This window comes from Nissabacter archeti (assembly GCF_018257325.1).
In the GTDB taxonomy this organism is placed as follows: domain Bacteria; phylum Pseudomonadota; class Gammaproteobacteria; order Enterobacterales; family Enterobacteriaceae; genus Chimaeribacter; species Chimaeribacter arupi.
Genome location: NZ_JAERKB010000002.1, coordinates 40,981 through 65,574, shown reverse-complemented (window position 1 = coordinate 65,574; position 24,594 = coordinate 40,981). Strand labels below are relative to the sequence as shown.

Sequence of the window (24,594 nt, the reverse complement as noted above, 5' to 3'; positions counted from 1 at the left end):
CGGGCTTTTTTCAGGCGTTCAGCACGAATTTTTCAATCGCATACGCGACACCGTCTTCCGTGTTGTTTTTGGTGATATATTGCGCGGATTCTTTCACTTTATCGATAGCGTTGCCCATCGCGACCCCCAGCCCGGCATATTGCAGCATCGCAATATCATTTTCCTGATCGCCCAGCGTCATAATGTTTTCACGTGGAATATTGAGTGTCTGCGCCAGCGCCTTCACGCCCTCGCCTTTATTGACGCGCTTATTCAGGATTTCGAGGTAGTATTCCGCGCTTTTCATGATGGTATAGCGTGCTTTGACCTCGTCCGGGATACGGCGGATCGCATCATCCAGAATCTCCGGCTCATCAATCATCATCACTTTCGGGAAGGTGAGTGAGCGGTCCATCTCCTCGACACTGCGGTATTTAAACGGCATACCGGTCAGGTTAGCCTCAAACACCGTATAGCGGCTGATGTCTTTGTTGGCGGTATAGAGCGTGGAGTGGGTCAGCGCGTGGTAATGCACGCCCAGCTCACGCGACAGGTTTTCGAAGAACAGATAGTCATCGAAAGAGAGGGTGACTTCTGCCACACACTCCCCATTAATCGCGCGCTGCACTAGGGCCCCGTTATTGGTGATGCAGTATTCCCCCTCTTCCTGCAAATTCAGTTGCATCAGGTAACGCTCAACACCGATGTAGGGGCGGCCGGTGGCCAGAACAACCCGGACGCCCTGTTTACGGGCGGCAGCTATGGCCTGCTTCACGGCCGGGGTCACTTCATGCTGCGGGTTGAGCAGCGTGCCGTCCATATCGATTGCGATTAATTCAATAGCCATAGCATCCTCAGTGTCAGGGAAAGGTAGTGCGTCATGCTAACGTGATTAAGCGCACATTAATAGAACAGCGCTGCACGCGTTTTTCTGAAAAAAAATCCGGCCGCAGTGACCTGGGCCGGATTAGTTTTTCGCGCATGGGGAAAGCAATCAGAAAACAATCGCTTACTGCTGCCAGAAATCAGATATCGATATTGGCGGCTTTCAGGGCGTTCTCTTCGATGAAGGCACGACGCGGTTCCACGGCATCCCCCATCAGGGTGGTAAACAGCTGGTCAGCGGCAATCGCATCCTTGACGGTAACGCGCAGCATACGGCGGCTTTCCGGGTCCATCGTGGTTTCCCACAGCTGTTCCGGGTTCATCTCACCCAACCCTTTATAACGTTGGATCGCCAGGCCGCGGCGTGACTCTTTCACCAGCCACTCCAGCGCCTGTTCAAAACTGGCCACCGGCTGACGGCGTTCGCCACGTTCGATGAAGGCATCTTCTTCGATCAGCCCACGCAATTTCTCGCCCAGCGTACACAGCTTGCGGTATTCGCCGCCATGAATAAAGTCGAAGTCCAGCTCGTAATCGGTGTCCACGCCATGTGTACGGATGCGCAGCACCGGTTCGAACAGCTGACGCTCACGGTTTTCGCGTACCACGGCATTGTAGGTGCTGCCGTGCTGCTCTTTCTCATTCAGCGCGCTGACCAGTTGCTCCATCCACGCCTGCACTTTCGCCTGATCGCTGAGGTCACCTTCTGCCAGCGTCGGCTGGTAGATCAGGTTATTCAGTAATGCACGCGGGTAACGGCGCTCCATGCGGTTGATCAGTTTCTGGACGCTGTAATGCTCTGCCACCAGCTTCTCCAGCGCCTCACCGGCCAGGGCCGGGGCGTGGGCGTTGCTGTGCAGCGTAGCACCGTCCAGCGCGATGGAAATCTGGTATTGATCCATCGCTTCATCATCTTTGATGTACTGTTCCTGCTTGCCTTTTTTCACCTTGTAAAGCGGCGGCTGGGCGATAAACACATGGCCACGCTCGATGATTTCCGGCATCTGACGGTAGAAGAACGTCAGCAGCAGGGTACGGATGTGCGAACCGTCGACGTCAGCATCGGTCATGATGATGATGCTGTGGTAGCGCAGCTTGTCCGGGTTGTATTCGTCACGCCCGATGCCGCAGCCTAAGGCGGTGATCAGGGTGGCGACTTCCTGGGAAGAGAGCATCTTGTCAAAGCGCGCCTTCTCCACGTTCAGGATTTTCCCTTTCAGCGGCAGGATCGCCTGGTTTTTACGGTTACGGCCCTGTTTGGCGGAGCCGCCCGCGGAGTCACCCTCCACCAGGTAGAGTTCAGAATGCGCCGGGTCACGCTCCTGGCAGTCCGCCAGTTTGCCCGGCAGGCCGGCCAGATCCAGCGCACCCTTGCGGCGGGTCATTTCACGGGCTTTACGCGCCGCTTCACGCGCACGGGCTGCATCGATGATTTTGCCGACGACGATTTTCGCGTCGTTCGGGTTTTCCATCAGATAGTCCACCAGCTTCTCGTTCATCAGCGACTCAACCGCGGATTTCACTTCTGACGACACCAGCTTGTCTTTGGTCTGGGAAGAGAATTTCGGGTCCGGCACTTTTACGGAGACCACGGCAATCAGCCCTTCACGCGCATCGTCACCGGTGGCGCTGATCTTGGACTTCTTACTGTAACCCTCTTTGTCCATATAGCTGTTCAGGGTACGGGTCATCGCGGCACGGAAGCCGGCCAGGTGCGTACCGCCGTCACGCTGCGGGATGTTGTTGGTGAAGCAGTAAATGTTTTCCTGGAACCCGTCGTTCCACTGCAACGCCACTTCCACGCCGATGTCATCTTTTACGGTGGAGAAGTAGAAGACGTTCGGATGGATCGGGGTTTTGTTTTTGTTCAGGTACTCAACAAACGCCTTGATACCGCCTTCGTAATGGAAGTGGTCTTCCTTGTCCGTGCGCTTGTCACTCAGGCGGATCGCCACGCCGGAGTTCAGGAAGGAGAGCTCACGCAGGCGTTTTGCCAGAATGTCATACTGGAATTCGGTGTGGTTGGTAAAGGTCGCGTAGCTCGGCCAGAAGCGCACCATCGTACCGGTCTGCTCGGTTTCCCCGACGACTTTCAACGGCCCCTGCGGTTCACCCATCGCGTAGGTCTGCTCATGCACTTTCCCTTCACGGCGGATAACCAGCTCCAGCTTCTCGGACAGGGCGTTAACCACTGACACACCCACGCCATGCAGGCCGCCGGACACCTTATAGGAGTTGTCGTCGAATTTACCGCCGGCGTGCAGTACGGTCATGATGACCTGCGCCGCGGAAACGCCTTCCTCTTCGTGAATACCGGTCGGGATACCGCGCCCATCATCCTGTACGGAAACAGAATTATCAGCGTGGATAGTGACCTGAATCTCTTTACAGTGGCCCGCGAGTGCTTCGTCGATAGCGTTGTCCACAACCTCGAATACCATGTGGTGCAGACCGGTGCCGTCATCGGTATCGCCGATATACATGCCCGGGCGCTTGCGCACCGCGTCCAGCCCTTTTAATACCTTGATACTTGAGGAGTCATAAGAATTCGACATCAACGTTTCTCACTCATTTTTAGTCCTGTGGTTGAACGGTTATTTTACCCTGTTCTACGCGGAACATCTTGCCCTTTTCACCTGCCATATCGGTTACTTGCTCAGCGCTGACGGCGCTGACAAAGACCTGGGCCTGGGTCGCTTTCAGGCGTTGTGCCAGAAGGCGGCGACGGTCGGTGTCGAGTTCAGAGGCAAAATCGTCAATCAGATACAGGCAACGCCGCCCGTTCTGTCGGGTGAGGAACTCACCCTGCGCCAGCCGCAGCGCGCACATCAACAGCTTAAGCTGGCCGCGGGAAAGCAGGTCTTCTACCGGGGTGCCCTCCGCGCGGATGCGGAAGTCGGCCTTGTGCGGGCCAACGGCGGTATAGGTGAGCGCCCGGTCACGCTCGAACTGCCGCGCCAGCAGCTCTGCATAGTCGCTCTCTTTATCCCAGCCGCGCTGGAAAGAGAAACTCAGGGCAAACTCCGGCAGGAACTGCGCGCATGTGGCGGTAATGTCGGCGGCGATGGCGTCACTGTAGGCCGCGCGCCATTCGCTGATGCGCTCCGCCAGCGGCACCAGCTCTTGATCCCAGGCACGCAGCTGTGAATAACGGCTGACCTGGCGCAGCGCGGCGTTGCGCTGCTTGAGCAGCCGTTTCAGGTTGCTCCAGGCCTGGAAAAAACCGGGATCGTTATGGAAACAGCCCCAGTCGAGGAAAGCGCGCCGGTACTTTGGCCCGCCGTTCAGCAGGGTAAACCCTTCAGGCGTGATCAGCTGCATCGGCAACAGGTGCGCCAGCTCCGCCACTTTATGGCCGTCACCGCCGTCGATACGGACTTTGGTGTCGCCCTGGCGGCTTTTCGCCAGCCCCACCGCCACTTCGCGCTCACCGCCGGTGTCGATCCGCCCGTGCAGCACAAACTCCGGCTGGTCGTGGCGGATCACCCGTCCGGCTTGCAAGCTGCGGAACGCGCGCCCGTGCCCCAGCGTATAGACCGCTTCCAGCACGCTGGTTTTACCGCTGCCGTTGGCCCCAACCAGAAAGTTGAAGCCGGCATCCAGCGGCAGGTCTGCCGATTCGATATTGCGGAAGTCTTTAATCAGGAGGCGCGTCAAAGCCATGTCATCGGGCAACCACTGTGGTGGCAGAGGTCACGCCGTGACCTCTGCCGGTTTCAGGAATAGATATGGGGGCAAAATGACCAATTACAAGCGCATTGGCATGACAACGTAGGCCGCTGCCTGGCTGGCGTCATCCTCAATCTGTACGCTGGATACGGAGTCCGTGAGCAGCAGGCGCACGTTCTCGCACTTCAGTGCGTTGAGCACATCCAGCACGTAGCTGACGTTGAAGCCGATCTCCATCTCGGTGCCGTCATAGATGACATCCAGGATCTCTTCCGCCTCTTCCTGCTCGGGGTTATTGGCGGTGATCTTCAGCTGGTTATGGCTGACATACAGCCGCACGCCGCGGAACTTTTCGTTGGAAAGAATAGCGGCACGGGCAAACGCCTGTTTCAGCAGATCGCAGCCTGCCTGCAGGGTTTTGTCCGGGTTTTTCGGCAATACGCGGCGATAGTCCGGGAAACGGCCATCCACCAGCTTGGAGGTAAAGATGAAATCACCCACATGCGCACGGATATTGTTGCTGCCAATCTGCAATTGCAGCGGCGTGTCACCGCCGTCCAGCAGACGCACCAGCTCCATGACCCCTTTGCGCGGCACAATCACGGAATGCGACGGCAGGGATTGCCCAACCGGCATAGCGCACACCGCCAGGCGGTGGCCGTCAGTGGCGACGGTACGCAACTCTTCGTCTTCGGTTTCGAACAACATACCGTTGAGGTAGTAACGCACATCCTGATGCGCCATCGAGAACTGCGTGGCTTCAATCAGGCGCTTCAGCGTGGCCTGCGGCAGGGTGAATTCCACCTCGCTTTGCCAGTCATCCAGGTTGGGGAAATCGGTCGCGGGCAGCGTAGAGAGCGAGAAACGGCTGCGGCCGGAGCGTACCAGCATCCGCTCGCCGTCCAGCATCACGTTGATCTCCGCGCCTTCCGGCAGGCCCCGGCAGATGTCGAAGAATTTACGTGCCGGTACGGTGGTTGCGCCCGGCTCATGTGCGCCGGACAGCGCCACGCGCGCCACCATTTCCATTTCCAGGTCGGTACCGGTCAGCAGCAACACGCCGTCCGTGACCTGCAACAGCAGGTTACCCAGAATCGGCAACGTTGGCCGGCCGCCCAGCGGGCTGCTGACCTGTTGCAACGGTTTTAACAGATGCTCACGTTCAACAATAAATTTCATAGCGCTACGAGGATAATGTTCTGATTAAATTGGAAAAATCTTCTTTGATGTCGTGGCTTTCTTCACGCAGCTGCTCGATCTTGCGGCAGGCGTGCAACACCGTGGTGTGGTCGCGGCCACCAAACGCGTCGCCGATTTCCGGCAAACTGTGGTTGGTCAGCTCTTTGGCCAGCGCCATCGCCATCTGGCGCGGGCGGGCCACGGAACGTGAGCGTCGTTTCGACAGCAGGTCAGCGACCTTAATTTTATAATATTCAGCCACTGTTTTCTGAATATTATCGATGGTGACCAGCTTCTCCTGCAGGGCCAGCAGGTCACGCAGGGCTTCACGCACGAAGTCAATCGTGATGGCCCGGCCGGTGAAGTTCGCGTTGGCGATCACGCGGTTCAGTGCGCCTTCCAGCTCACGCACGTTAGAGCGCAGGCGCTTGGCAATAAAGAAGGCCACTTCACCCGGCAGGCGGATGTCATTCTCATCCGCTTTTTTCATCAGGATCGCCACACGGGTTTCCAGCTCCGGCGGCTCAATGGCCACCGTCAGCCCCCAGCCAAAGCGGGACTTCAGCCGGTCTTCCACGCCGTTAATCTCTTTCGGGTAGCGGTCAGAAGTCAGGATAATCTGTTGGTTGCCTTCCAGCAGCGCATTGAAGGTGTGGAAAAACTCCTCTTGCGAGCGCTCCTTATTGGCAAAGAACTGGATGTCATCGATAAGCAGTGCGTCAACCGAACGGTAATAGCGTTTGAACTCTTCAATGGCGTTGTTTTGCAGCGCCTTGACCATGTCCTGCACAAAGCGCTCAGAGTGCATATAGACCACTTTCGCATTGGCCTTGCGCGCCATAATGCCGTTGCCCACCGCGTGCAACAGGTGGGTTTTACCCAGGCCGGTGCCGCCATAAAGGAACAGCGGGTTATACGCGCCGCCGGGGTTGTCCGCCACCTGGCGGGCCGCCGCGCGCGCCAGCTGGTTCGACTTACCCTCAACGAAGTTATCAAAGGTGTGCTTGGGGTTGACGTTGGAGCGGTAAGAAAGCTCCGGCTGCAATGCGGCGCGGTCCCAGCTTGGCCGGGCAGGGGCCGCACGGACCACCGGTGCCGCCGGGGCGCTGATGCTCGCCGCCGCGACATCCGCCATCGCCGGCATCGCGGGCTTGCTGCCCACTTCAAAACGCAGCAACGGCGCGTCCGGGCCACAGAAGTCATTCAGCAACCCGTTGATGTTGTTTAAGTATTTATCGCGAACCCAATCCAGGACGAAACGGTTTGGGGCATACAGTGCCAGGGTATTGTCACTCAGTTCCGCCTGTAGGGGGCGTATCCACATACTAAATTCTGTGGCAGGTAATTCATCCTGCAATCGGGCAAGACACTGCTGCCAAAGCGAAAGTGACACGGCGGACTCCACTCGAACAAGATCAACAAAAGAAAAGGATCAGGATACGTTTTAAATTCATGATTTTTGACACATGCCAGTTTTTGCAGAGGCAGCGGCATGCGAACCGATTTTGACGGTTTGTGTCCGCCGTGATCCAGCGGTGGGATCGCGATCGGAATGGCGGATCATAACGCAATCCGCAAAAGAGATCCTCCCCTTCCTCACAGATTAGATCCTTTTTATCCACAGGTTTTCGTTTCCCTGTGACTTTCCTGGTGACATACCCTGGGAAAAGGCGATCCGGAGGCGAAACTAAGTGTACGCTATCGGGCTAAAAATGCCGCACCTTCGGCCCAGCCTGTGAATAAAAGAGAATTGTCCGAAGAGTGAACAACAGGATCGTGAAACCCCTCATAGGATCGGCCTGCGATCCTTGCGCTTTGTTGACGAGTCCGTATAATCTTCGCCCTACGTGTGATGCCTGTGTTCCTGATGGTCCAACCAGACGGGATAGGTGGTGACCACGGGCCACTTGGTAAACAACCGGGTAGGCGTGCAATGTGAATTGACTCAGGACTGTACAATTATTACAATCCCGCTTCTTTATATGTTGCGATTGAGGCGTCGGTCGTTGTCACGCCGAATAGCCAAACGCGTTTACTGATCAGTAATTATTTAAGTTTAGGTAGAAATCGCTATGAAACGCACTTTCCAACCGTCCGTACTGAAGCGCAACCGTAGCCACGGTTTCCGTGCTCGTATGGCCACCAAAAATGGTCGTCAAGTTCTGGCCCGCCGTCGTGCGAAAGGCCGTGCTCGTCTGTCTGTTTCTAAGTAATAAAAGCTAACCCTCTTAGTGGGCAAGCTCGCATTTCCCAGGGAGTTACGTTTGTTAACTCCCACTCATTTCACTTTCGTCTTCCAGCAGCCACAACGGGCTGGCACGCCGCAACTGACTATACTCGGCCGCCTGAACACGCTGGGGCATCCCCGCATCGGTCTTACCGTCGCCAAAAAGAACGTCAAACGCGCCCATGAACGCAACCGGATCAAACGCCTTACGCGTGAGAGCTTCCGTTTGCATCAGCATGAGCTGCCGCCGATGGACTTTGTGGTGGTCGCGAAAAAAGGAATTCAAGACCTTGATAACCGGGCGCTGACGGAAGCGTTGGAAAAATTATGGCGCCGCCACTGTCGCCAGGCTCCCGCCTCCTGATCGGGCTGATACGCGGCTATCAGCTATTTATCAGTCCGTTACTGGGGCCACATTGCCGCTTCAGGCCCACCTGCTCTCACTATGGAATTGAGGCATTAGGCCGTTTCGGCATGGTAAAAGGCAGTTGGTTGACAATCAAACGCGTATTAAAATGCCATCCCCTGAACCCAGGTGGCGATGATCCGGTGCCGCCGAAAACCGACAATAACAGAGAACACTAACGATGGATTCGCAACGCAATCTCTTTCTCATCGCTCTGCTGTTTGTGTCTTTCATGATCTGGCAGGCCTGGCAAACGGACCATGCTCCGCAACCGGCCAACCAGACCACGCAACAGACTGCCAACACAGCCTCCGGTGATGCTTCCAGCCAGGCGGTTCCCGCCAGTGGCCAGGGTAAACTGATCACCGTTAAAACGGATGTTTTGTCACTGACAATCAACACCCGCGGCGGCGACATCGAACAAGCGCTGCTGTTAGCCTACCCGCACACCCTGGGTTCAGAACAGCCGTTCCAGTTGCTGGAGACTTCCCCGTCCTTTGTTTATCAGGCGCAAAGCGGCCTGACCGGCAAAAATGGCCCGGACAACCCGAACAACGGCCCGCGTCCGCTGTTCCAGACGCCTCAGGACACCTTCACCCTGGCTGAAGGCCAGGACGAGTTGCGTATCCCGATGACCTACACCGACGCCCACGGCGTGGTGTACACCAAAACCTTCGTGCTGAAGCGCGGCCAGTATGCGGTTAACGTTGACTACAATATCAACAACGCCAGCACCACGCCGCAAGAGATGACCCTGTTCGGCCAGCTCAAGCAGACGGTTGACCTGCCGAAGCACCGCGACACCGGCAGCAACAACTTTGCCCTGCACACTTACCGTGGCGCGGCCTTCTCCTCTTCTGATGACAAGTACAAGAAGTACAGCTTCGATGACATCAAAGATGAGAACCTGAACATCACCACGCAAGGCGGCTGGGTAGCGATGCTGCAACAGTACTTCGCCACCGCGTGGGTGCCGTCGGCCAAAGACAGCAACACCTTCTACTCCACCAGCATGGGCAGCGACCTCGCCGCCATCGGCTTTAAAGGCGTGCCGTTTGTGGTGCAGCCGGGTGCGCAGCAGAATGTGTCCGCGATCTTGTGGGTCGGCCCGGAAATCCAGGACAGAATGGCCGCAGTGGCACCGCACCTTGACCTGACCGTAGATTACGGCTGGCTGTGGTTCATCTCCCAACCGCTGTTCAAGCTGCTGAAGTTCCTGCACAGCTTCATCGGTAACTGGGGCTTCTCGATCATCGTCATCACCTTTATCGTGCGCGGTATCATGTACCCGCTGACCAAGGCGCAGTACACCTCGATGGCGAAGATGCGTATGCTGCAACCGAAAATCCAGGCTATGCGTGAGCGCCTGGGTGACGACAAGCAGCGCATGAGCCAGGAAATGATGGCCATGTACAAGGCAGAGAAAGTGAACCCGCTGGGTGGCTGCCTGCCGCTGATTATCCAGATGCCAATCTTCCTGGCGCTGTACTACATGCTGATGGGCTCCATCGAGCTGCGCCATGCGCCGTTCGCCCTGTGGATCCATGACTTGTCCGCACAAGACCCGTACTACATCCTGCCGATTCTGATGGGCGTGACGATGTTCTTCATCCAGAAGATGTCGCCGACCACGGTAACCGACCCGATGCAGCAGAAGATCATGACCTTTATGCCGGTCATCTTCACGGTGTTCTTCCTGTGGTTCCCGTCTGGCCTGGTGCTGTACTATATCGTCAGTAACCTGGTGACCATCCTCCAGCAGCAGATGATTTACCGTGGCCTGGAAAAACGTGGCCTGCACAGCCGTGTGAAAAAGAGTTAATCCGCACCGGTAAGCGACGGAAAGCATAAAGAAGGCGGTCAGATGACCGCCTTCTTTTTTATTTGATTCGTTAACGCCCACTACCAAAGAGAACGCTATGAGTACCACCGATACGATCGTTGCGCAGGCAACGCCACCGGGCCGCGGCGGCGTCGGCATTTTGCGTATTTCCGGCCGGGCTGCCCGCGAGGTGGCCGAGGTCGTGCTCGGTAAACTGCCTAAACCGCGCTACGCCGACTACCTGCCGTTCCGCGACGCTGACAACAGCACGCTGGATCAGGGTATCGCGCTGTGGTTCCCCGGCCCGAACTCCTTTACCGGGGAAGATGTGCTGGAACTTCAGGGCCACGGCGGGCCGGTGATTCTGGATTTGCTGCTGAAACGCATCCTGGCGCTGCCGGGCGTGCGTATCGCCCGGCCGGGCGAGTTCTCAGAGCGGGCCTTCCTGAATGACAAACTCGACCTGGCGCAGGCGGAAGCCATCGCTGACCTGATCGATGCCAGCTCCGAGCAGGCGGCCCGTTCAGCGATGAACTCGTTGCAGGGCGCCTTCTCCACCCGTATTCACCAACTGGTAGAAGCCCTCACCCACCTGCGCATCTATGTGGAAGCGGCGATCGACTTCCCGGATGAGGAGATCGACTTCCTCTCTGACGGCAAAATTGAAAAGCAGCTCAATGCGGTGATGGACGATCTGGACGCCGTCCGCGCCGAAGCGCGCCAGGGCAGCCTGTTGCGTGAAGGGATGAAAGTGGTGATCGCCGGGCGGCCGAATGCCGGCAAATCGAGCCTGCTGAATGCGCTGGCGGGCCGTGATGCCGCGATTGTCACTGACATCGCCGGCACCACCCGCGACGTGCTGCGCGAGCATATTCACATCGACGGTATGCCGCTGCACATCATCGACACCGCCGGGCTGCGTGACGCCAGCGATGAAGTCGAGCGCATCGGCATTGAGCGCGCCTGGAAAGAGATTGAGCAGGCAGACAGCGTGCTGTTTATGGTGGACGGCACCACCACCGACGCGGTAGAGCCTGCTGAGATCTGGCCGGAGTTTATGGCACGCCTGCCTGCCAGCCTGCCGATCACCGTGGTACGCAACAAAGCCGATGTCACCGGGGAAGCGCTGGGCATCAGTCGCATCCACGACCACACGCTGATCCGCCTTTCCGCCCGCACCGGCGACGGCGTGGACGTGCTGCGTGAGCACCTGAAGGCCAGCATGGGCTTCAATACCAATATGGAAGGGGGCTTCCTGGCGCGCCGCCGCCACTTGCAGGCGCTGGAACAGGCGGCACAGCATCTGGTGCAGGGCAAGGATCAGCTGCTGGGTGCCTGGGCGGGCGAACTGCTGGCGGAAGAGCTGCGGCTGGCGCAGCAGGCGCTGAGTGAGATAACCGGGGAATTCACCTCGGACGACCTGCTCGGCCGCATCTTCTCCAGCTTCTGCATCGGCAAATAACACGCCGCTGCCTGAGGTAAAAAGCCCGTGTTAACGCATGTTAACGCGGGCTTTTTTATTGTTGATTGTCCGGCGGTCAGGCGGCGATGCGTCGCCGCCGTTGCATAACCCGGCGGGTAAGAATCGGCAGGGTGATAACGACGATCAGCATCAGCCCGACAATGATCGACATCACAATGCCCGGCACGTTAAGCAGGCTCAATCCGAACGTCACCAGCCCCATCAGGAACGCGGCGATGATCACGCCCGGCATACTGCCGGAACCGCCCAGGATATTCACGCCGCCCAGTACTGCCATCGTCACCACGCTCAGCTCCCAGCCCACAGCGATGGTCGGCCGCGTGCTCCCCAGGCGGGAAGTCAGCAGCACCGCCGCCAGCCCGGCCATCACGCCTACCAGCACAAACAGGATCAGGTTATGGCGTTTGACGTTAATGCCGGAATACCACGCACCGGTAGGGTTATTGCCGATGGCGTACGTCCGGCGGCCAAAGTTGGTTTTGTGCAGCAGGAATGCGAACGCGACAGCCAGCACGATAAACAGCGCAAACTCAAAAGAGAGCGCTTCCCAGACGTAGCCCTGGCCGAACCAGGCAAACTCCGGCGGATAGGCATTCAGCGCCTGATCGCCCAGCAGGATATAGGCGATGCCGCGGTAAAGGCTCATGGTGCCGATGGTGATCACGATAGACGAGAGGTTAAAGCGCGTCACCAGCAGGCCGTTCACCAGCCCGCACAGCAGCCCGACGCCCAGCCCGATGCCCACCAGCCCCGCCGTCCCTACCCCGGCCTGTGCGCAGAAGCCCATCACCGTGGAGCTCAGCGCAATGGTGGAGGCCACCGACAGATCAATTTCACGGGCGATAATCAGCATCGCCATCGGCAACACAATGATCGCTTTCTCCGTGAAGTTAAAGGTGGCATCCGACAGGTTCCAGATGTTCAGAAAGTAGGGGGAAGCCAGCGCGTTCGCCACAAAGACGGCCAGCGTCACGGCCAGCAGAAACGTTTCCCAGCACAGCAGCCGCCGGGCCCGTGACGGCGGCGGTGAAAGCGGCGCGGCGCGGTCAGAAATCAGCGTCTTACTCATGGTTTCACCCCTTCTTTTTGTCTCGACAGCGCCACGTCACGCAGGATAAGCCGCCCTTTGCGCTTGTTGCCGCGCTCATTCAGCAGCACCGCAATCACAATGACGCCCCCGGAAATCGCCATCTGCCAGAAGGGCGAAATGCCGATCACCGGCAGCGCGTTATTGATTACGCCCAGGAACAGCGCGCCCATCAGGCAACCCCACACGCGGCCGATGCCGCCCATGGTGCTGATGCCGCCAATCACACAAGCCGCGACGATTTGCAGTTCAAACCCGTTTGCCACATCGACGTAGGCCACGGCAAAGCGGGAAATCCACAGATAGCCGCAGAAACCGGCCAGCGCACCGGAGAGGCTGAAACTGATGAACTGCATTTTCCCGGCGTTGATGCCGGTGTAATACGCGGCCGTGGCGTTGCCGCCGGCGGTGTACATCGCCCGCCCGGTGCGGCTGTAGAGCAGGAAATACCCCACCAGCAGCAGCGCGGCGACGGCACACCAGCTCAGCACCGGCATACCCAGCACCTCAGTGCGCGGCAGGCCGAGGAAATCGCTGCTCATCTGGTGCGCGTTAATCCAGCCACCGTCCGACAGCAGGAAAATAATGCCGCGGTAGATACTCATGGTGCCGAGCGTGACCACAATCGCCGGGATGCCGAGTTTCCACACCAGCAACCCGTTGATCATCCCCATCACCAGCCCAAGCAATGTGGCAACCACCAGCAGCACCCCAACCGGGATCGCCGGATGGTGGAAGTTAAGCAGCGCCACGATCATGCCGGTCAGCGCCAGGTTGGCCGCCATCGACAAATCAATGCCTTTGGTCAGCAGCACCATCATCTGGCCCAGCGCCAGAATGATCAGGATCGACGTATCGTTAAAGATTTCCACCAGATTGCCCGGCCGCAGGAACGAGGGCGCGCGGCTGCCGATCGCCAGGACCATCAGCAGAATCACCCCGGCCAGCAGGGCCTCACGGTGTTTAAGCAGTGTTTGCCACATTTATGCAGCCTCCTCGCCGGCACCGCTGGCGGCGCTGACAATCATTTCGGCGCTGGCCTCACCGGCCCGGAATTCCGCCACCATCAGCCCTTCATGCATCACGATAATCCGGTCAGCCATGCCCATCACTTCCGGCAATTCCGACGACACCATAATCACTGCCAGCCCCTGCCCCACCAGTTCAGACATAAACTGGTGCACGGCGGCTTTGGAACCGATATCGATGCCTTTGGTCGGCTCATCCAGGATGATTACCGTGGGCTGGGTCGCCAGCCATTTGCCGATCACCACTTTTTGCTGGTTGCCGCCGGAGAGCGTTTCCACCGGCTGTTTCCAGCTGAACGCCTTGACCTGCAAGCGCCTGGCGTACTCATCCGCCAGTTGGGCTTCGCGTGCCTCATTCAGGATGCCGTTGGGGTTGAGGCGGCTCAGTTGCGGCAGGCTGATGTTCTGGCTGATGGGCAGCTGGATAATTGCCCCCTGTTTCTGGCGCTCCTCCGGCACACAGACAATCCCGGCGTTGATGGCGTCTGCGGGCTGGCGGAAATGCAGCGCCTGGCCGTTCAGCCGGATCTCACCGTGGGAAGGCTGCGTCACCCCGGAGAGTGCCTGCATCAGTTCAGTCCGCCCCGCGCCCACCAGCCCGTAGAAGCCGAGGATCTCCCCTTTGCGCAGGGAGAAATTGATATGCGCAAATTCGGTGGGGTGGCAGAGGTCGTTGACTTCCAGCACCGTGTCGCCGGGTTCGGTATGGATTTTCGGATAGGCGTGGGTGATTTCGCGCCCGACCATCATCGTCACCATGTGCTTTTCAGTGATGTCGCTGATCTGCCCGGAACTGATGTACACGCCGTCGCGCAGAATGGTGTAGTGGTCGGCAATCGCGAAGATTTCGTCGAACTTGTGTGAGATAAACAGAATGGCTTTCCCTTCGCGTTTCAGCCGTTCAACAATCTGGTAAAACTCGGTGATCTCATGCTGTGACAACGCCGCCGTCGGCTCATCCAGAATCACCACCTGGGCGTCAAATGACAGTGCGCGCGCAATCGCCACCATATGCCGCTGGGCAATGCTCAGGGTTTTCAGCGTCACGCGCGGGTCAATCTGTACTTCCAGGCGGGTAAGGATGTCGCGTGCCTGCTGGTGCATGGCGGGCCAGTCGAGTTTTTTGAAAAAACCGCGATAGCGGTAGTGGCCGACAAAAATGTTTTCCGTCACCGTCAGCTCATCAAACAGCACGGTTTCCTGATGGATGGCGGTGATACCGACTTTGTGCGCCGCCTCGGGCGTGGGCAGGGTAATCGGAATTGCCTTGTAGAGCAGTTCACCCTCATCGGGCTGATAGATGCCGGTCATCACTTTGACCAGCGTGGATTTTCCGGCACCGTTTTCACCGATTAATGCCGTGACTTTGCCGGGCCAGAGATCCAGTTGTACGTTTTCAAGTGCGCGCACGCCAGGGAAGGTTTTGGTGATTCCCTTGAGCGACAGCAGCGGAGTGGCGATGGTCATGGTGATATTCCCCAGCCAGGAAGCAAAAAGGGCGGTGGCGCGCCACCGCCGGTTTCGTCATCAGAAAATTTTGGAGAATTTATCGATATTGGCGGCGTCGTAGACGAACGGTTCCGCCATCGCGCCGCTGCCTTCGGCATCCAGCTTCACTTTGCCGAGTTTGCCCATGCTGGCTTCCGTTTTGGTGGCGGTGCCTTTGACCAGATCGTCAGCCAGATAGGTGGCGGCGTAGCCGAGGTCGATCGGGTTCCAGATGGCGAAACTTTTCGATGCCCCGGATTTCACCGCGCCCGCCATTTCAGACGGCAACCCCAGCCCGGTGACGTACACCTGGCCAATTTTTCCCTGATCTTTCACTGCCTGCGCGGCCGCCACGATCCCCACTGACGAGGGCGAAACGATCACTTTCAGGTCAGGGTAAGATTTCAGCAACCCGACGGTTTCACGGTAACTTTTATCTGACAGATCATCGCCATAGGCCACCGTCACCAGGTTTACCGACGGGTACTTCGGCAGCACCTTTTTCATCTCCTCAATCCAGATATTCTGGTTGGTGGAGGTCGGCGTGGCGCTCAGCACTGCCACATCCCCTTTTTCCACCTTCAGCGCTTTCAGCGCGTCAGCGGCCAGCTTCACGTTGGTTTCGCCAATCAGGGCGTTGTTGGAAGGGTTAAGGTGGATCTGGCGGCCCGCTTTCGCCACGCCGGAATCCCAGGAGACCACTTTAATGCCGCGCTGCATCGCTTTTTTCAGCACCGGCACCACGGCGTCCGGGTCATTGGCGGAGATGGCGATGGCGTCCACACCCTGGGCGATCAGCCCATTGAGCACTTCAATCTGGGCTTCCGCGGTGGTGGTGGTGGGGCCGGTGTAAATGACTTTCACATCCCCGATCTCTTTGGCGGCCTGCTGGGCGCCGACGTTGGCCGCCTCAAAAAAACCATTGCCCAGGGATTTCGCCACCAGGGCAATTTTCACCTCAGCCAGGGCGGAACCGGACAGCGCCAGGGCGATAAGGGTGAGCGTACAACCTGCTCTTGTTTTCATTTTCATTGCTGGTACTCCACATGTAGGGTCTCGGATTGCAGGGGTTTTTTTAGGAATTTTTATAGGTGGTTAACGATCTACCGCTGTGGCAAGAGGATTCACGCCGAACGTTTACCGGGGACGATAAAACCGTAACACGTTGACGGCGGGTGATTACAGAACCCTTCTGAAAATAGTTATCTCCACTCTAGAAAGTAACGGCGCCCACGACCTTCACGCCAATGACAGCCCTTTTCTGCCACTGGCAAAGAAGTAAAGGTAGGCGTGAGAGAGGTCACAATTTGCTGTTTTAAGAAGGGGACGCGGGGGAAACCGGTGAAGGCTTTCTGATAAACGCGGCGGCATGGAAGGTGCGCCAGGGGCGGGGTCTGTCAGCCATAAAAAAGCCTGGCGCCGGGGCAGTCCGGCGTCAGGCGGGTTATTTGTGTCGTTCAGGTTGCGACAGGCTGCGTCATAAGAAAGCAGGCTTACAGTTTAAAGCTGTTCACCACGCTCTCCAGTTGCTGGGTCTGCTCCTGCATCGCCTGGGCAGCGGCAGACACCTGCTCTACCAGCGCGGCGTTCTGCTGGGTAGTGCCGTCGAGCTGGTTAATCGCCAGGTTCACCTGTTCAATGCCGAGGCTTTGCTCCTGGCTGGAGGAGAGGATCTCGTTCATCAGCGTCGCCACGTTGTTCACGCCCTGCCGTAAATCCTGCATGGTGTGCCCGGCGGTTGCCACCAGTTCAGTGCCGAGGGTGATGTCCGCCACTGAATCTTCAATCAGTTTCTTAATCTCCCGGGCTGAGGTGGCCGACCGTTGGGCCAGGCTGCGTACTTCCGCCGCCACCACGGCGAAGCCGCGCCCCTGTTCACCAGCGCGCGCCGCTTCGACTGCCGCATTCAGCGCCAGGATGTTGGTCTGGAACGCGATGCTGTCGATCACGCTGATGATATCCACAATCTTTTTCGACGAGCGGTTGATCGAGCCCATGGTATCCACCACCTGGCTGACCACATCGCTGCCTTTCTCCGCCACGCCGGAGGCGTTACGCGCCAGCTGGTTGGCGTGCTCGGCATTACCGGCGTTCTGCTTCACGGTGCTGGTGAGCTGCTCCATCGAGGCGGCGGTTTCTTCAATCGAACTGGCCTGATCTTCCGTACGCGCAGACAAATCCATGTTGCCGCCGGCAATCTCACGCGCGGCGGAGGCGATGGTCAGGCTGCTCTCGCCAACCTGCCGCAGGATCTGTTGCAGGTGCGCCAGGAAGCCATTAAAGCTCTGGTTGATGGCGTTGAATTCCGGGCTGGTGCTCTCCGGCAGCCGCTGGGTCAGGTCTGCACCCCCCGCCGAAAGCGCGGTGATGTTGTCGCGCAACGCTGCCAGGCGGCGCATAAACAGCCGCAGGGTGACAATCAGGAACGCCAGCAGGATCAGCATCACCGGCACCTGCACGGCGGCCAGGCTCAGCAGCACGCTGTTGCTCTGTTTCACCAGCAGGCGGGTCGGCAGATCGGTGGCGATAAACCACGGGCTGTGCTCGATATTGTGCAGGAACAGCGTATGTGATTCGCCGTCCGCCTCAAACTCCGTCTCTGCCTGGCGGCGATCGCCGCTCGCCGCCAGCATCTCTGTCACCTGGCGGGCCATCGGGGTGTTGAGTTCGGCCAGATTTTTCAGGCTGCCGGCCTGCGCCGGGTCGCTGCTGCCGACAATTTTGCCGTCCTGTTCCACAATCAGGATGCGGCCGTTAATTACCTGCTCCTGCTCTTTTACCAGGCTGTTAAAGAAGCCAAGCGTGACATCAATGGTCGAGACGCCCCACGCTTTATCGCCTTTGTAGATCGCCATCGCACAGTTGGTGCGCGGCTGTGGGCTGGCGCTGTCCTGATAGGCTTTCGCCCAGGCGCAAACGCCGCGCGAGGCTTTCATGCCGTCACGGAACCAGGGCTGATCGTAATAATTAGGGGATTTCCCGGCGTTCCAGGTTTCGTTAAACACCAGTTTGCCGTCAGTTCCCCTGGCATAAAAGGTGCTGAACTTGTCACGCACCGCATCGCGCATATACGGCAACGGCCAGACCCCGCCGCCAAACACATTGGTATCGCCATACTGGTCAATCAGCCCCGGCAGCAGGGAATCAATAGAGACGCTGTCCATCAGCGTGGCGGTCTGGGTAATGCTGCGCGCCTGGGTTTCGACCCGGTTCATCCGGTCATTGACCACGGTGGCAATACGCTCGACATTGCCGGAAACCAGCACGCTTTCGCTGTGTTTGAGTTTGGGGGCAATAAAAATCTGGATAACGATTAGTGTAATGATCAGCAATGCGGCAAAAAGCACGCTGATTAACAGAGTAAACCGGGCCTGCGTTGTTTTTAACATGTTCGCGATACTCACCGATAAAAGAGCCAAATAGCTGTTCAACGGGTATCGGCGCTGATATAAACAACTTTATTTATGATAGTGAACACTCACTTTCCATGTAAGCTACTGTAATCAAGGGGATGAGAAGAAAGAGTCAGCAGTCTGGTGAGATTTAATTATAATTATGCGAACCCCGTCACCTTTGCCGTGATACATCCGGCAAGGTGGGGCCGGCGCAATGCCGTTATTTCCCCTTCCGCTAAAGCAGCCCTGGTGTTGCCGTGAAACGGTTGGTGATATTCTTGGTCAAATAAAAAAGGTATGTGCTAACCATTATCAGGGAGTGAACAATGGCGTGCCATTATGCGAAATGGACTCTGTCCGATACCCAGCCGGATTTGCGGCGCCTGAACCCGGAACTGGCGACCGCCGCCGCGGCATTTTCAGTGAAACGGCGGCAGCGTTACCTGCATGGCCGGGTCTTGCTGGCCGAAATGATGGCCTATTTTTACGGTATCCCCCTTCTGCCGAAAATCATCACCCCGCCCAGTGGGCGCCCCTGCTTTGCCGACACCAACCTGCCCGATTTCAGCCTGGCTTATGCCGGGAATACCCTTGGGGTAATGCTGAGCAGCGAGGGCAAAGTCGGGCTGGATATGGAAGTGATCCGGGCGCGCAGCAGCCGCATTCTGCAACTGCATAATGCGCACCTCAGCTCGGCGGAGCAGGCCTGGGTGGCTGAACAAAACGAGCCGATGGAAGCCTCTACCCAGCTCTGGTGCATCCGCCAGAGCGTTCTGAAGCTCTCGGGGCTTGGCAACAGCGGGCTGAACACGGTGCGGCTGCATCCGGCTTCGGCACGGCTGCGCTCCAGTGTGCTGCCGGATGTGCAGGTCGCCAGTGACAGCGACTCCCTGTTTGCCTGGGCGTGCGCGCAATCCCCGACGCTGGGCCGCATGGTGCAGTGGCGCTACCACCCTGACACCGGCTTCAGCCAGATTCAGGAGAGCCTGACCGCCCAGCAGGCACTCTCCTCGCACTTTATGAAAATGCTCAGCCTGCCGCCCACCCGCTAATCCGGCTCGCTGCCGCCGGGCCATACCGGCTTTCTGCTACGCTTAATCAGGCTATTTCCCCGGCGGGCCGTGCCCGGCCTGCCCTTTTCATTGATAAGGAGTCCCGGATGTCTGCTCAACCCCTGCATATCGTTACCCTGCTTGGCAGCCTGCGCAAAGGTTCATATAACGCGATGGTGGCGCGCACCCTGCCGAAACTGGCCCCGGAAGGCATGACCATCAGCGCGCTGCCCTCGATTGCCGGCATCCCAATGTATGATGCCGATTTCCAGCAGGAAGAGGGCTTCCCGGAACGGGTTGAGGAGATTGCGGCGCAGATCCAGAAAGCCGACGGCGTCATTATCGTGACGCCGGAGTACAACTACTCCGTGCCGGGCGGCCTGAAAAATGCGATTGACTGGCTCTCGCGCCTGCCGCAACAGCCGCTGGCGAAAAAACCGGTGGCGATCCAGACCAGTTCGATGGGGGCGATTGGCGGGGCGCGCTGCCAGTACCATCTGCGCCAGATCCTGGTTTACCTGGATGCGCTGGTGATGAACAAACCGGAATTTATGGGCGGGGTGATTCAGAACAAAGTGGATGAGCAGATTGGTGAAGTCATTGACCAGAACACGCTCGATTTCCTCAGCGGCCAGCTCACCGCGTTCGGCCAGTACATCCAGAAAGTCAGCGGCTGAGTGCGCTTGGCTGCCCATAAAAAAGGCCGATCGTCAGATCGGCCTTTTTGCGTTTGAGGCAATTTAGCGCTTAGTGCGCATCAACAAACGCGATTTTCAGCACAAACAGCAGCGCGACCACGATCACGCATGGGTTGATCTCTTTCCAGCGCCCGGTGCCGAGTTTCATCACACAGTAAGAGATGAAGCCCAGCGCGATGCCTTCGGTGATCGAGAAGCTGAACGGCATCATCACAGCGGTGATAAAGGCCGGTACGGCTTCGGTGAGGTCATCCCAGGTGACGCGCGCCAGGCTGGAGGTCATCAATACCCCCACGTAGATCAACGCACCGGCAGCGGCATACGCCGGTACCATCCCGGCCAGCGGCGAGATAAACATCACCAGCAGGAACAGGATGCCGACCACCACCGCCGTCAGGCCGGTACGGCCGCCCACGGAGACGCCGGAGGAGCTTTCAATGTAGGCGGTCACGGAAGAGGTACCGACATAGGCGCCCACTACCGAGCTGATGCTGTCCACAAACAGCGCCTGCTTCATGCGCGGGAATTTGCCTTTGGCATCCGCCAGCCCGGCTTTGTCCGTGACGCCAATCAGCGTACCGGAGGAGTCAAACAGGTTAACCAGCATAAAGGAGAAGATCACGCCCGCCAGCCCGAGGTTAAACGCCCCGGCCAGATCGACCTGGCCCACCACGGAGGTGATGCTCGGCGGCAGCGCCACAATCCCACCGTATTTCACATCGCCAATCGCCCAGCCACACAGCGTGGTGACCACAATCGACACCAGCACCGCCGCATGGATGTTACGGGACGCCAGAATGGCAATAATGAAGAAGCCCAGAATACCCAGCAGCACGTTATGTGAGGAGAGGTTGCCGATGGTCACAATGGTGTCCGGGTTGGCCACAATGATGCCGGCGTTTTTCAGCCCCATCATGCCGATAAACAGCCCGATGCCGCTGGTGATGCCCACACGCAGGCTGACCGGGATGTTGGCAATCATCCAGTAACGGATGCGGAACAGGGTCAGCAGCAGGAAACCGATTGCGCCCCAGAAAATAGCACCCATCGCCACCTGCCATGAAATGCCCATCGCGCCGACCACCACAAAGGCGAAGAACGCATTCAGGCCCATCGCCGGTGCCAGCGCCACCGGCAGGTTAGCCAGCAAGCCCATAAAGATACTGCCGAACGCCGCAATCAGGCAGGTGGTCACAAAGACCGCCCGGACATCCATGCCCGCCACCCCGAGAATCTGCGGGTTTACAAAAACGATATACACCATCGTAAGGAAGGTGGTCAGCCCGGCAATCACTTCAGTACGTGCCGTGGTACCGTGCTGCTTCAGCTTGAATACGCGCTCAAGCAGGCCGTTATCATCAGCCGCGCTTGGTTGTGGTTTGCTCATTTATCTGATTTCCGAAGAGGGAAAAGGAGGGTCGGGGCTATCCTATAACAAAAAATAGGAATTTTGACGGGGCCTTCACACTTTTTTTCGCGGATTTTACCCGCAGGATAACGTTTTCGCCGGGCAAAAAAACGATAAGCGCGGCTGAACCCTTTTTTATTTTCATTGCGGCCCCTGGCGGAATGATGGTGTCATGCCGTACGCCAAACCGGCCGGAGAACAGGAGCACAAAATGCGCGATACCGGATGTGTGTTTTTTGATTGTGACGGGACACTGGTAGACAGTGAAGTGTTGTGCAGCCGCGGCTATGTGGCGATGTTCGCGCATTACGGCATCACCCTGACGCTGGAAGAGGTCTTTAAGAAATACAAAGGGGTAAAACTCTACGACATTATTGCGCAGGTCGGGCAGCAACACCGGTTGTCCGCACCGGTCGGGGAGATGGAGGCGCGTTACCGGCAGGAAGTGGCGCAGCTTTTTGAGCAGGAATTAGTGGCCATCGACGGCGCACGCGAGCTCCTGATGCAGATTCAGGTGCCGGTGTGTGTGGTGTCCAACGGGCCGGTCAGTAAGATGCAGCACTCCCTTGGCCTGACCGGCCTGTTGCCCTTCTTTACCGACGGCGATCGCCACCGGCTGTTCAGCGGCTATGACATCCAGCGCTGGAAGCCGGACCCGGCCCTGCTGCACCATGCAGCCGCACAGATGGGCGTAGAGACCGGGCGCTGCATACTGGTGGAGGATTCGGTCGCCGGTGCCCAGGCCGGGATCGCGGCAGGCATCCCGGTGTTCTATTACTGTGCCGATCCGCATAACCCGGTGATTGACCACCCGCTGGTGACGCCTTTCCATGACATGCGCGCCCTGCCCGGCCTGTGGCGTGAGCAGGGCTATCGCCTGACGCGCTGAGCCGCGCGGTCAGGGCTGCTGTTGCATCGTCAGCCGTACCCCGGCGTTGGCTTCGCCATACTGCGCATAGCCGCCGCGCCGCTCCAGCAACTCGAAGAAGAAACGCCCGTCCGCCACCGGCCGGGTGTAAGCGTGCAACAGCTCGCCGCCCTGCTCATCGCGGTCGTAAAGCACATGGTGCGTCTCCAGTTGATGGAGGAATGCCTGATCCAGCCCGAAGCGGGCGGCCAGATCCTGATAGTAGTTTTCCGGCACCGGCAGCAGCGCCTGCCCCAGTTCACGGGCGGCACGCACGGCACTGAAAATATCGCCGGTGGCGAACGCGGCATGTTGCAGCCCCGCGCCCTGATAACGTTGCAGCGTGCGGGCGATCAGCGTCTCGCGGCTCTGGGAAATGTTCAGCGGCAGCCGCACGCGGTTTTCCGGGCTGTGGGCCAGTTGGCTGCGCACAATGCCGAACGGATCGTTCATCTCCTGGGTGCTTTCCAGTTCAAAGCCCAGCACGCTGCGCAGGAACATTACCCAGTTCTGGCGCATCGCTTCCGGGATCGCCATCGCCAGGTGGTCGATGCCCAGCCAGCCGGCGGACGGCGGCGGGGTGTCGTGCAGGTGGAAATCCTGCGTCCAGCTCGTTTGGGCGTCCTGTTCAATCAGGTAGATCAGGCTGCCGTCCGGCAGGCAAACCGCCGGGATCTGCCGCTCATTGGGGCCGGCCTGCGGCGCAAAGGTGGCGTAGCCGTAATCCTGCGCCCGTTGCAGCAGGCGTTGCGTACCTTCCACCTTCAGCGCCAGCGCGCACATCGAGAGGCCGTGGCGCTCGTGATAGGCCGCCGCAAAACTGTCCGGCTGGCGGTTGACGATCACATTAACCGGGCCGTTCTGAAACAAGGACACCGCTTTGGAACGGTGATCACCCCGGTGTACCAGCCCAAGCTGCTGTAACCCGGCCGCCAGTGGCGGTGCGTCGTCCGCGCCGGCGCTGAATTCAATAAACTCTACCCCGTGGTAACGCGGCAATGGTGCCGAGGCAAACAGCGCCTCAGGCAGCGCGGGCTGATTGGCCTGCGCCAGCGCCAGCCGGGTCTGTTCTTCGATATAGAGCAGCGAGCGGTAGCCGTCCTGGGCAGTCGGCGTGGCCGGTTCCGCGCGGAAGGTGTCGTTGAAAATCTCCAGCGACCACGGCCCGCGGTAGCCTTTTTGCGTCAATTGCGTGGCGAATTTGACCAGCGGCAATTCGCCCTGGCCGGGGAAGCAGCGGAAGTGGCGGCTCCACTCCAGCGTGTTCATCTGCAAAACCGGCGCGTCGGCCAGTTGCAGGAAGGTGATTTTCTCCAGCGGGATGTCATCCAGCTCATCCAGCGAGTCGCCCAGCGCCAGAATGTGGAAACTGTCGAGCACGATGCCCATCGCCGGGCTGTCGACCTCGCGCACGCGATCCCACGCCTGCCGGTAGCGGTTGACGTGCGCGCCCCAGGCCAGCGCCTCATACCCCACGCGGATGTCATGCTGCTCCGCCAGCGTGGCCAGCCGCGCCAGATCGGCGATCTGCTCATCACGCACGGCGCTGCTTTGTGGCGACACGTTGCTGCACACCAGCAGCGTATCGCAGCCGAGCTGGTGCATCAGGTCAAACTTCAGGCGCGCGCGCTCGAGGTGGGTGTCGAGCTGGTCACGCGGGTTGCCCTCAAAGTTGCGGAACGGCTGGAACAGCGTGATCGCAAGCCCCAGATCGGCGCAGCGTTGGCGGATTTCCGCCGGTGAGCCCGGATAGTAGAGCAGATCGTTTTCAAACAGTTCGATGCCGTCAAACCCGGCATCGGCGATGGCCTGTAATTTTTCCGGCAACGATCCCGAAACCGAGACCGTGGCGATAGAACGTTGCATACTTTTCCCCTTTTC

Annotated in this window: 20 protein-coding genes; 8 read left to right on the top strand and 12 right to left on the bottom strand. The window is 58.6% G+C overall.

Translation table 11 applies throughout. The features are described 5' to 3' along the window. Positions 1-10: 10 nt before the first annotated feature. The 5 genes from yidA to dnaA all read right to left on the bottom strand — a co-directional run bounded on the left by yidA (position 11) and on the right by dnaA (position 7,105). Positions 11-826: a sugar-phosphatase gene (yidA, locus tag JK232_RS03105; protein ID WP_072927797.1), complete on the bottom strand. Its 816-nt coding sequence runs from the start codon at positions 824-826 to the stop codon at positions 11-13. Between the two features lie 178 nt (positions 827-1,004). Then, positions 1,005-3,419, bottom strand: coding sequence for a DNA topoisomerase (ATP-hydrolyzing) subunit B (gyrB, locus tag JK232_RS03100; protein WP_072927798.1), 2,415 nt, complete (start codon positions 3,417-3,419; stop codon positions 1,005-1,007). A 19-nt stretch (positions 3,420-3,438) separates the two neighbouring features. After that, entirely contained in the window at positions 3,439-4,527 is a 1,089-nt protein-coding gene (gene recF / locus JK232_RS03095; protein ID WP_072927800.1) for a DNA replication/repair protein RecF, read from the bottom strand. An 84-nt stretch (positions 4,528-4,611) separates the two neighbouring features. Next, the gene (gene dnaN / locus JK232_RS03090; RefSeq protein ID WP_101835239.1) at positions 4,612-5,712 is read right to left on the bottom strand and encodes a DNA polymerase III subunit beta; all 1,101 of its coding nucleotides are present in this window, start codon (positions 5,710-5,712) and stop codon (positions 4,612-4,614) included. A gap of 4 nt (positions 5,713-5,716) precedes the next feature. Then, on the bottom strand, positions 5,717-7,105 hold the full coding sequence (dnaA, locus tag JK232_RS03085) for a chromosomal replication initiator protein DnaA (RefSeq protein ID WP_101827813.1): 1,389 nt from the start codon (positions 7,103-7,105) through the stop codon (positions 5,717-5,719). A 679-nt stretch (positions 7,106-7,784) separates the two neighbouring features. On the opposite strand from dnaA, the gene rpmH reads away from it, so the two are divergent. The 5 genes from rpmH to mnmE all read left to right on the top strand — a co-directional run bounded on the left by rpmH (position 7,785) and on the right by mnmE (position 11,629). Next, positions 7,785-7,925, top strand: coding sequence for a 50S ribosomal protein L34 (gene rpmH / locus JK232_RS03080; protein ID WP_015842368.1), 141 nt, complete (start codon positions 7,785-7,787; stop codon positions 7,923-7,925). Positions 7,926-7,943: 18 nt separating this feature from the next. Continuing rightward, the gene (gene rnpA / locus JK232_RS03075; protein WP_072927804.1) at positions 7,944-8,303 is read left to right on the top strand and encodes a ribonuclease P protein component; all 360 of its coding nucleotides are present in this window, start codon (positions 7,944-7,946) and stop codon (positions 8,301-8,303) included. Next, positions 8,267-8,524: a membrane protein insertion efficiency factor YidD gene (gene yidD / locus JK232_RS03070; RefSeq protein WP_072927806.1), complete on the top strand. Its 258-nt coding sequence runs from the start codon at positions 8,267-8,269 to the stop codon at positions 8,522-8,524. The genes rnpA and yidD overlap by 37 nt, the downstream gene beginning before the upstream one ends. 2 nt (positions 8,525-8,526) lie before the next feature. Continuing rightward, on the top strand, positions 8,527-10,167 hold the full coding sequence (gene yidC / locus JK232_RS03065) for a membrane protein insertase YidC (protein WP_072927808.1): 1,641 nt from the start codon (positions 8,527-8,529) through the stop codon (positions 10,165-10,167). Positions 10,168-10,264: 97 nt separating this feature from the next. Beyond that, positions 10,265-11,629 carry a tRNA uridine-5-carboxymethylaminomethyl(34) synthesis GTPase MnmE gene (mnmE, locus tag JK232_RS03060; protein ID WP_072927810.1) on the top strand — a complete coding sequence of 455 codons (1,365 nt, stop codon included), beginning with the start codon at positions 10,265-10,267 and terminating at the stop codon, positions 11,627-11,629. A 76-nt stretch (positions 11,630-11,705) separates the two neighbouring features. Here mnmE and JK232_RS03055 read toward each other — a convergent pair whose 3' ends face one another. From JK232_RS03055 to JK232_RS03035, 5 genes are all read right to left on the bottom strand, one after another. After that, positions 11,706-12,719: an ABC transporter permease gene (locus JK232_RS03055; RefSeq protein WP_212588814.1), complete on the bottom strand. Its 1,014-nt coding sequence runs from the start codon at positions 12,717-12,719 to the stop codon at positions 11,706-11,708. Continuing rightward, positions 12,716-13,720, bottom strand: a complete 1,005-nt coding sequence (locus JK232_RS03050; RefSeq protein WP_072927813.1) for an ABC transporter permease — start codon at positions 13,718-13,720, stop codon at positions 12,716-12,718. The genes JK232_RS03055 and JK232_RS03050 overlap by 4 nt, the downstream gene beginning before the upstream one ends. Next, a complete protein-coding gene (locus tag JK232_RS03045) occupies positions 13,721-15,232 on the bottom strand; it encodes a sugar ABC transporter ATP-binding protein (RefSeq protein WP_072927815.1) in 1,512 nt (503 codons plus the stop codon). A gap of 60 nt (positions 15,233-15,292) precedes the next feature. Beyond that, positions 15,293-16,279, bottom strand: a complete 987-nt coding sequence (gene rhaS, locus JK232_RS03040) for a rhamnose ABC transporter substrate-binding protein (RefSeq protein ID WP_079205195.1) — start codon at positions 16,277-16,279, stop codon at positions 15,293-15,295. A 467-nt stretch (positions 16,280-16,746) separates the two neighbouring features. Further along, complete coding sequence (locus tag JK232_RS03035) at positions 16,747-18,642, bottom strand: methyl-accepting chemotaxis protein (RefSeq protein WP_212588813.1); 1,896 nt, start codon at positions 18,640-18,642, stop codon at positions 16,747-16,749. Positions 18,643-18,974: 332 nt separating this feature from the next. Between JK232_RS03035 and JK232_RS03030 the strand changes: the two genes are divergently transcribed. After that, complete coding sequence (locus JK232_RS03030; RefSeq protein ID WP_072927818.1) at positions 18,975-19,700, top strand: 4'-phosphopantetheinyl transferase family protein; 726 nt, start codon at positions 18,975-18,977, stop codon at positions 19,698-19,700. 89 nt (positions 19,701-19,789) lie between these two features. After that, positions 19,790-20,377 (top strand): NADPH-dependent FMN reductase, encoded by a 588-nt coding sequence (locus JK232_RS03025; protein ID WP_101827815.1) that lies wholly within the window; start codon positions 19,790-19,792, stop codon positions 20,375-20,377. A gap of 70 nt (positions 20,378-20,447) precedes the next feature. Here the strand turns inward: JK232_RS03025 and JK232_RS03020 are convergent, their stop codons facing one another. Continuing rightward, positions 20,448-21,785, bottom strand: coding sequence for an NCS2 family permease (locus tag JK232_RS03020; RefSeq protein ID WP_072927821.1), 1,338 nt, complete (start codon positions 21,783-21,785; stop codon positions 20,448-20,450). A gap of 232 nt (positions 21,786-22,017) precedes the next feature. Between JK232_RS03020 and yieH the strand changes: the two genes are divergently transcribed. Beyond that, positions 22,018-22,695 (top strand): 6-phosphogluconate phosphatase, encoded by a 678-nt coding sequence (yieH, locus tag JK232_RS03015; protein ID WP_101835269.1) that lies wholly within the window; start codon positions 22,018-22,020, stop codon positions 22,693-22,695. Positions 22,696-22,704: 9 nt separating this feature from the next. On the opposite strand, the gene JK232_RS03010 is transcribed toward yieH, so the two are convergent. Further along, positions 22,705-24,579, bottom strand: coding sequence for a bifunctional sugar phosphate isomerase/epimerase/4-hydroxyphenylpyruvate dioxygenase family protein (locus JK232_RS03010; protein WP_212588812.1), 1,875 nt, complete (start codon positions 24,577-24,579; stop codon positions 22,705-22,707). Positions 24,580-24,594 lie beyond the last annotated feature (15 nt).